We start from the raw sequence: 7669 nt of genomic DNA, 5'->3' as shown, positions 1-7669 counted from the left end.
GGTTGAAGATACGCTGGACGCGCTACAGACCGGCAGGCCGGGTCGCAGGCTGCATCTGTGTATGGACAAAGGCTATGAGGCTGAATGGCTGGAAATTTGCCCCCTCTGTCAGGATAGTTGTCACCCCCATCGAAAATACTAATGACAAGATGGGAACAGATCGTGAAACGAATTTCACCAGAACGTAAATCGGCTGCACTGGCTAAATTACTACCGCCTTACAACATGACCGTCACCGCAGTTGCGCAGATGGAAGGGATATCGGAAGCTACCCTTTATTACTGGCGTAACAAGGCGAAAGCAGAGGGAATACCGGTGCCGGGTGCAAACAAAACTACAGACCAATGGTCAGCCGAAGCCCGGCTGGCTGTGATTATCGAAACAGCTACACTCAGCGAAACAGAACTCGCGCAATACTGCCGTAAAAAAGGGCTTTACCTGGAACAGATTAGTCAGTGGAAACAAGGCTTTTTGCAGGTGTCTTCGCCCACTGACAAAGCGGCGCTCAAACAAAGCCAGAAAGAAGTTAAACAACTAAAACGCGAACTGCTTCGTAAGGAAAAGGCGCTGGCGGAGGCGGCAGCGATACTGGTGCTGCGAAAGCAGTTGCGGGATTTTTACGGGGAAACCGACGAGGACGACTGACGCCCGGAACAGAGCGGCAGGCACTTATCGGTTACGTGCGGGACGCGATGGCGTCAGGAGCTCGGCTGTCAATAGCGCTGACGGAAGCGGGATTAAGTGAACGGACGTGGCGACGCTGGCAAACGTCGTGGGAAGACAAGCGTGTCAGCACGGTCAGGCCCTCCCCGGTGAACCAGTTAAGTGAGCAAGAAGAGCAACAGATACTGGCAGTGTGCCATCAGCCAGACTACGCCAGCCTCCCCCCGTCACAAATCGTACCGGCGTTGGCGGATAAGGGGATTTATCTGGCAAGCGAGTCAACCTTTTACCGGGTACTGCGTCGTCATGGAGAGGTGCATCGCCGGGGACGGCAACGGGCAGCGCAGAAAGTCACCCCGGCTACGAGTTGGCAGGCCAGCGGGCCGAATGAGGTGTGGACATGGGACATTACATGGGTTCCGTCAACCGTAAAGGGGCGCTGGTTTTACCTGTATCTGGTGGAAGACCTCTACAGCCGAAAAATCGTGGGATATGAAGTGCATGAAACTGAAAGTGGTGAGCAGGCGGCAGCCCTGATACAACGCACGGTCCTTCGGGAAGGATGCTGGCAAAACCCGCCGGTACTGCATGCGGACAACGGCGCGGCGATGAAGTCACAGACGTTGCAAATGAAGCTACACGAGCTGGCGATAACCCCCTCTCACAGCCGGCCGGGAGTGAGTAACGATAATGCGTATGTGGAGTCGCTGTTCCGGACACTGAAATATGTCCCGCAGTGGCCGTCATCAGGGTTCGGCAAGCTGGAGGAGGCGCGTGAATGGATAGAGGTTTTTGCTCAGTGGTATAACGAAATGCACAGACATAGCGGCATCAGGTATGTGACGCCGGGTCAGCGACATCGTGGAGAAGACGGTGTGTTGCTGAAAAATCGGGATGAGGTGTACAAAAAGGCAAAAGCGGAACGGCCTGAACGCTGGTCTGGCAGAACACGAAACTGGCATCCGGTAGGCAAGGTAATGCTGAATCCAGAACGGGAAAAACAGGCAGCCTAAATCAACCGGGGGTGCCAACTACCTTGACACTTACCGTTTGTTTGAAAGCTCGTCGTTATGAACCTCATATCCAGTCGAGGAAAGAGGAGTCTGAGGCAATTAAAAACAGGGAGTTCAGGGCACATCGTTGGGTTGTGGAAAGAACACATAGCTGGATGAATCGCTTTCGCCGCATACTGACGCGATGGGAGAAGAAAGTCGAAAACTACGAGGCGATGCTGCATTTTGCTTGCAGCATCATTGTCTGGAATAAAATCCTTTTGGGATAGATTCTAAGTCATCAAAAAATCTATCGTGAAATTATCAACCAAAAACTGAGCTGCGCTCTTATATTAGAAGATGATGCATTATTTCTATGTGACATTAATAATTTTATATCTGAATTTTCAAAGCATGATATTAAAGATAAAAACAAAGTTTATCTTTTACACAAGACACAAACTATTTTCAATAATGTAAAAATTGAAATAAATAATCAGTATGTTTTTTTCGAAGCGTACAACCCCAAATGTACGCATGGTTACATCATTACAAACAAAGCAGCAAGAACATTGCTGAGAATAAATACACCATTAATTAGAGAGGCTGATCACTGGCTTTCCTTTTATCAGCTATCTTATCTTAAGGTTTATGCATTAAATGCTGACCTTATTGTTTCAAGGGACACAGATAAGTCCTTGTCAACGATTGAAAAAGAAAGACGGGCAATGACACCAGCCCAACTTCAGCATAAAATGCGGGTTATTAATGAAAGGCTTACTTATAAAGTAATAAAGTATTATCACAAATACATCAGAAGAATTTTTCTGGAGAAGAAAATAATGAGCCATTAAAAATAATTGATAATGTAAGAAAGAATATATTAGTGAGTTTAAGGTGTGATTTTAAAATAACAAATTAGTATGGCAATTAAGTCCACGATCAAAAAAGGCCCCTGTAATAGCGGGGCCTTTTTATATCAATCAGATACTCAGCATTACTTAAACAAAATCAGCTGTTCCAAATATTTACCATAAGCCGTTTTAGAAAAATGCTTAGCAGCATCCAGAACCTGTTCGTCCGTTAACCATTTTTTACGCCAGGCGATCTCTTCCAGACAGGCAATTTTAAATCCTTGTCGCTTCTCAATAGTATGAACAAACTGAGAAGCGTCAATCAGGCTTTCATGGGTGCCGGTATCAAGCCAGGCAAAACCGCGACCAAGTAACTCAACATTTAGTTTGCCCTGATCAAGATAGAGCTGGTTTAAATCCATAATCTCCAGTTCGCCGCGTGCGGAAGGCCGGATGGTTCGGGACAACTCAACCACATCCTTATCATAGAAATAGAGCCCTGTAACGGCCCAACTGGATTTTGGTTTAAGGGGCTTCTCTTCCATGGAGATCACCCGCTTTTCATTGTCGAACTCTACTACCCCAAATCGCTCAGGATCACTGACCTGATAGGCAAAAATAGTGGAATTGTGCTGCGCTGCATCTGCCGCCTGAGCCAGTTTAGGACCGAAGCCCTGGCCGAAGAAGATGTTATCGCCCAGAACCAGTGCGCAGGCTTCCCCATTAATAAACTCTTCACCAATCAGGAATGCCTGTACAAGGCCATCCGGACTGGGTTGCTCTTTATATGAGAACTGAACGCCGAACTGACTGCCATCCCCCAACAGGCGTTTGAACAAGGGCAAATCACCGGGTGTCGAAATGATAAGAATATCGCGGATCCCAGCCAGCATAAGGACCGAGATCGGGTAGTAAATCATTGGCTTATCATAAATAGGGATAAGCTGCTTAGACACCCCGAGGGTGATTGGATATAACCGGGTCCCGGACCCACCAGCCAGTACGATCCCTTTCATTTATATATTCCCCGCCTGTTCACCCAGCCCCAGCCGTTCACCGGCATAGGAACCATCCTGCACGCTGCGCCACCATTTCTCATTATTTAAATACCAGAGCACGGTTTTTCTGATACCTGATTCGAATGTTTCTTGTGGTTTCCATCCCAGTTCGCGGGCAATTTTCGCAGCATCAATCGCATAGCGTAAATCATGGCCTGGTCTGTCTTTCACAAAGGTGATCAGGCTTTCAAAGTGTGTGATGCCTGCAGGCTTGTCGGTAATGAGTTCATCCAGTAAGCGACAAATGGTTCGGACGACATCAATATTCTTACGCTCATTATGCCCGCCAATATTCCAGGTCTCCCCCACCGTCCCCTGCGTAACGACGGCGTACAACGCGCGGGCATGATCTTCTACATACAGCCAGTCGCGGATTTGCCCACCATCGCCATAAACAGGCAATGCCTTACCAGCCAGTGCATTCAGGATGACCAGTGGAATAAGCTTTTCGGGGAAATGGTAAGGACCATAATTATTTGAACAGTTGGTTACTATGGTCGGCAGGCCGTAGGTTCGCATCCATGCACGTACCAGATGATCACTGGAAGCCTTGGAAGCAGAATAAGGGCTGCTTGGCGCATAAGGTGTCTGCTCGGTAAACAGATCTGAGGCAGAGTGCAAATCCCCATAGACTTCATCCGTCGAAATATGATGAAAACGGAACTGAGACTTGCGGTCAGTGTCCATGTTCTGCCAGTAATGACGCGCCACTTCAAGTAACGTCCAGGTGCCGATAACATTCGTTTCAATAAATGCCCCGGAGCCATCAATAGACCGGTCTACATGGCTCTCTGCCGCAAGATGCATGATCGCATCAGGCTGAAATGAGGCAAACAGACGGGTCATTTCCTCCCGATCACAGATGTCCGCCTGCGCAAAGTGATAACGGGGACTGTGGCTGACGGGCGCTAAAGACGCAAGATTTCCTGCATAAGTCAGTTTGTCGACAATCAGGATCTCGTCGTGCTGTTCATTAATAATGTAGCGAGCAACCGCTGAACCGATAAACCCGGCCCCGCCGGTAATAATAATTTTCATGGAACCTCAGAGGGTAAATAGCTCACAGAATTAATCAATTATACGTTGTTTCCCCCTAAAAAAACAAAAGCCCGGCATTGGACTGCACCCCAAAAGTTGGACACCCAACTGAGTAAGGTGCAGTTTTTTATGGCTAAGCCAAAATATTCCCTCGAAACCAGATTAGCGGTAGTTAATCACTACCTTGCTGGAAAAGATGGAACCCATTGTACAGCTGAACGCTTTGGCGTCGAAAGAACATCAGTGCGACGCTGGGTAAGAGCCTGGCAACTCCACGGTATTGATGGCATTACCTGGAAAAATGACCGCCATTCTCCGACCTTCCGGATGACTGTTGTCCAGGCCGTTCTCGATGACGAACTTTCGCTGCGTGAAGCTGCCGCACGGTTTAATATCTCAAATGAATCCGTTGTCCGGCACTGGGTAAATGTTTACAAAGACACGGGTGAGCAAGGACTTCTGAACATAAAACCTGGCCGGAGCAGGAACATGACAAAATCCCAAAAAACACCTCCACTTACCGATGCGGAACTGGAAAAGTTATCTCCCGAACAGCTGCGGGCTGAACTCCGTTACCTGCGTGCAGAGAATGCCTATCTAAAAAAGCTGAAGGCCTTAGTTCAAAGCGAGAAAAGCGGCAGAAAGCCGGAATAATCAGTGAGCTAAGGCTGGAGTATGCGCTCGGCGATCTTCTGCGGGCAGCGGGTATGTCCCGCAGTACGTGGTATCACAACATGAATGCGCTGAAGCGAGTGGACAGGCATGCCGGGCTGAAAGACAAAATCAGAGAGATTTACCACTATCACAAAGGGCGTTATGGCTACCGAAGGATCACGTTCTCACTAAGAAAACAGGGGTTGTTGGTAAATCATAAAACAGTGCAGCAGCTGATGGCAGAGCTGTCGCTCCGCTCTGTGATAAGGGTGAAGAAATATCGTTCCTGGAAAGGGGAAGTGGGCAAGGCTGCGCCCAATATCCTGAGCCGGAACTTTGGTGCATCGAAAGCCAACGAAAAATGGGTGACGGATGTTACAGAGTTCTCGGTACAGGGTAAAAAGCTGTACCTGTCGCCGGTTCTCGACCTGTTTAACCGGGAGATCATCTCCTACAGCCTGTCAGAAAAGCCGGTGATGGAGATGGTTAATACGATGCTGCACGGTGCGTTCTCAGTGCTCGGACCGGAGGATGCACCGTTGCTGCACACGGATCAGGGCTGGCAATATCGGATGGCAGGGTATCAGGCAAAGTTAAAGGCCCGGGGTATGAAACAAAGCATGTCGCGCAAGGGAAACTGCCTGGATAACGCGGTGATGGAGAACTTCTTCGGCACGCTGAAATCGGAGTGTTTTTACCTGAACAAGTTCAGCGATCTGAATGAACTGAGGAAGGCGATAGAGGACTATATCCAGTACTATAACAACGAGCGGATCAGCCTGAAATTAAAAGGCCTGAGTCCGGTAGAATACCGAATCCAGGCCCTGATAGCCGCTTAACATGAACTGTCCAACTTTATGGGGTCAGTCCACATTGCCGGGCTTATGAATTATTATTTTACTTAGTCCTGCAGCCACTCGGTGTGGAACACGCCTTCTTTATCGGTGCGTTTGTAAGTATGCGCACCAAAGTAGTCGCGCTGCGCCTGAATCAGGTTAGCAGGCAGCACGGCAGAACGATAGCTGTCGTAGTAAGCAATAGCGGCAGAGAACGTCGGTGTCGGAATACCGTTCTGTACGGCATACGCAACCACATCACGCAGTGCCTGCTGATAATCGTCAGCCGCTTTTTTGAAGTACGGCGCCAGCAACAGGTTTGCAATAGACGGGTTCTGCGCGTAAGCATCGGTGATTTTCTGCAGGAACTGGGCGCGGATAATGCAGCCAGCGCGGAAAATTTTCGCGATTTCGCCGTAATTCAGATCCCAGTTGTACTCTTCAGATGCAGCACGCAGCTGAGAGAACCCCTGTGCATAAGAGACGATTTTGCCCAGATACAGTGCGCGACGCACTTTCTCGATAAACTCGGCTTTATCACCCGCAAACGCTTTGGCTGCCGGACCGCTCAGCACTTTAGATGCGGCGACGCGCTGCTCTTTCAGGGAAGAGATATAACGCGCAAAGACAGATTCAGTGATAAGGGACAGCGGTTCGCCCAGGTCCAGAGAGCTCTGGCTGGTCCATTTCCCTGTGCCTTTGTTGGCGGCTTCATCCAGAATCACATCAACCAGGTATTTACCTTCTTCATCTTTTTTGGTGAAGATATCTTTGGTGATGTCGATCAGGTAGCTGCTCAGCTCACCTTTATTCCATTCGGTAAAGGTGGTCGCCAGCTCTTCGTTGGAGAGGTTCAGGCCCTGTTTCAGCAGCGCATAGGCTTCTGCAATCAGCTGCATATCGCCATATTCAATGCCGTTATGCACCATCTTCACATAGTGACCTGCTCCATCAGCGCCAATATAGGTCACGCAAGGTTCGCCATCTTCAGCCACAGCAGCAATCTGTTTCAGAATAGGCGCAACCAGTTCATAGGCTTCTTTCTGGCCACCAGGCATGATAGACGGGCCTTTCAGTGCGCCTTCTTCGCCGCCGGAAACGCCAGTACCGATAAAGTTAAAGCCTTCTGCAGACAGTTCACGGTTACGACGAATCGTGTCCTGGAAGAAGGTGTTGCCGCCATCAATAATGATGTCGCCTTTATCAAGGAACGGCTTCAGGGAGTCAATGGCCGCATCAGTGCCAGCACCCGCTTTCACCATTAACAGGATACGACGCGGCTTTTCAAGGGATTCAACAAACTCCTGGACGGTATAGTAAGGCACCAGTTTTTTACCAGGGTTCTGGGCAATCACTTCCTCAGTCTTTTCACGGGAGCGGTTGAAAACGGAGACGGTATAACCACGGCTTTCAATGTTGAGCGCCAGGTTGCGCCCCATCACGGCCATACCGACAACGCCGATTTGCTGTTTGGACAGGCTTTGTTGAATAAATCGAACTTTTAGCCGAAATTAGGATCAGATCACCACACTCCTGACCCTGTAGCGACATCCTGTGACAAAGCAAAAGTTCAA

The 7669-nt window shown here is 49.0% G+C and carries 6 protein-coding genes and 1 pseudogene; 4 read left to right on the top strand and 3 right to left on the bottom strand.

Going from position 1 to position 7669, the window contains the following annotated elements; genetic code table 11:
* Positions 1–162 precede the first annotated feature (162 nt).
* From F9C28_RS19250 to F9C28_RS20525, 3 genes and pseudogenes are all read left to right on the top strand, one after another.
* Positions 163–1676, top strand: a protein-coding gene (locus F9C28_RS19250; protein ID WP_370673415.1) for an IS3 family transposase whose coding sequence is annotated in 2 segments (ribosomal slippage) — positions 163–613 and positions 613–1676 — 1515 coding nt in all. Because the reading frame shifts where the segments join, the coding sequence is not laid out codon by codon here.
* Between the two features lie 41 nt (positions 1677–1717).
* Positions 1718–1945 (top strand): annotated as a pseudogene (locus F9C28_RS19245) (transposase); the annotation flags it as partial.
* Positions 1946–2509 (top strand): glycosyltransferase family 25 protein, encoded by a 564-nt coding sequence (locus F9C28_RS20525; protein ID WP_199016878.1) that lies wholly within the window; start codon positions 1946–1948, stop codon positions 2507–2509.
* Between the two features lie 143 nt (positions 2510–2652).
* Here the strand turns inward: F9C28_RS20525 and rfbA are convergent, their stop codons facing one another.
* On the bottom strand, positions 2653–3525 hold the full coding sequence (gene rfbA / locus F9C28_RS19235; RefSeq protein ID WP_199016876.1) for a glucose-1-phosphate thymidylyltransferase RfbA: 873 nt from the start codon (positions 3523–3525) through the stop codon (positions 2653–2655).
* Positions 3526–4605: a dTDP-glucose 4,6-dehydratase gene (gene rfbB / locus F9C28_RS19230; protein WP_199016875.1), complete on the bottom strand. Its 1080-nt coding sequence runs from the start codon at positions 4603–4605 to the stop codon at positions 3526–3528.
* Positions 4606–4734: 129 nt separating this feature from the next.
* Between rfbB and F9C28_RS19225 the strand changes: the two genes are divergently transcribed.
* A protein-coding gene (locus F9C28_RS19225) for an IS3 family transposase (protein ID WP_199016874.1) occupies positions 4735–6098 on the top strand; the annotation gives its coding sequence in 2 pieces (ribosomal slippage) (positions 4735–5212 and positions 5212–6098; 1365 coding nt in all).
* Positions 6099–6160: 62 nt separating this feature from the next.
* Here the strand turns inward: F9C28_RS19225 and gndA are convergent.
* Positions 6161–7573, bottom strand: coding sequence for an NADP-dependent phosphogluconate dehydrogenase (gndA, locus tag F9C28_RS19220; RefSeq protein ID WP_199016877.1), 1413 nt, complete (start codon positions 7571–7573; stop codon positions 6161–6163).
* Between the last annotated feature and the right edge of the window lie 96 nt (positions 7574–7669).

The sequence above is a fragment of the Shimwellia pseudoproteus genome (assembly GCF_016415625.1).
GTDB classification, from domain to species: domain Bacteria; phylum Pseudomonadota; class Gammaproteobacteria; order Enterobacterales; family Enterobacteriaceae; genus Shimwellia; species Shimwellia pseudoproteus.
This window is presented reverse-complemented; position numbering and strand designations above follow the sequence as displayed.

Bases quoted from the DNA above. Each gene is read 5' to 3' on its own strand.
- rfbB (WP_199016875.1), bottom strand. From the start codon at position 4,605: ATGAAAATTATTATTACCGGCGGGGCCGGGTTTATCGGTTCAGCGGTT.
- rfbA (WP_199016876.1), bottom strand. From the start codon at position 3,525: ATGAAAGGGATCGTACTGGCTGGTGGGTCCGGGACCCGGTTATATCCA.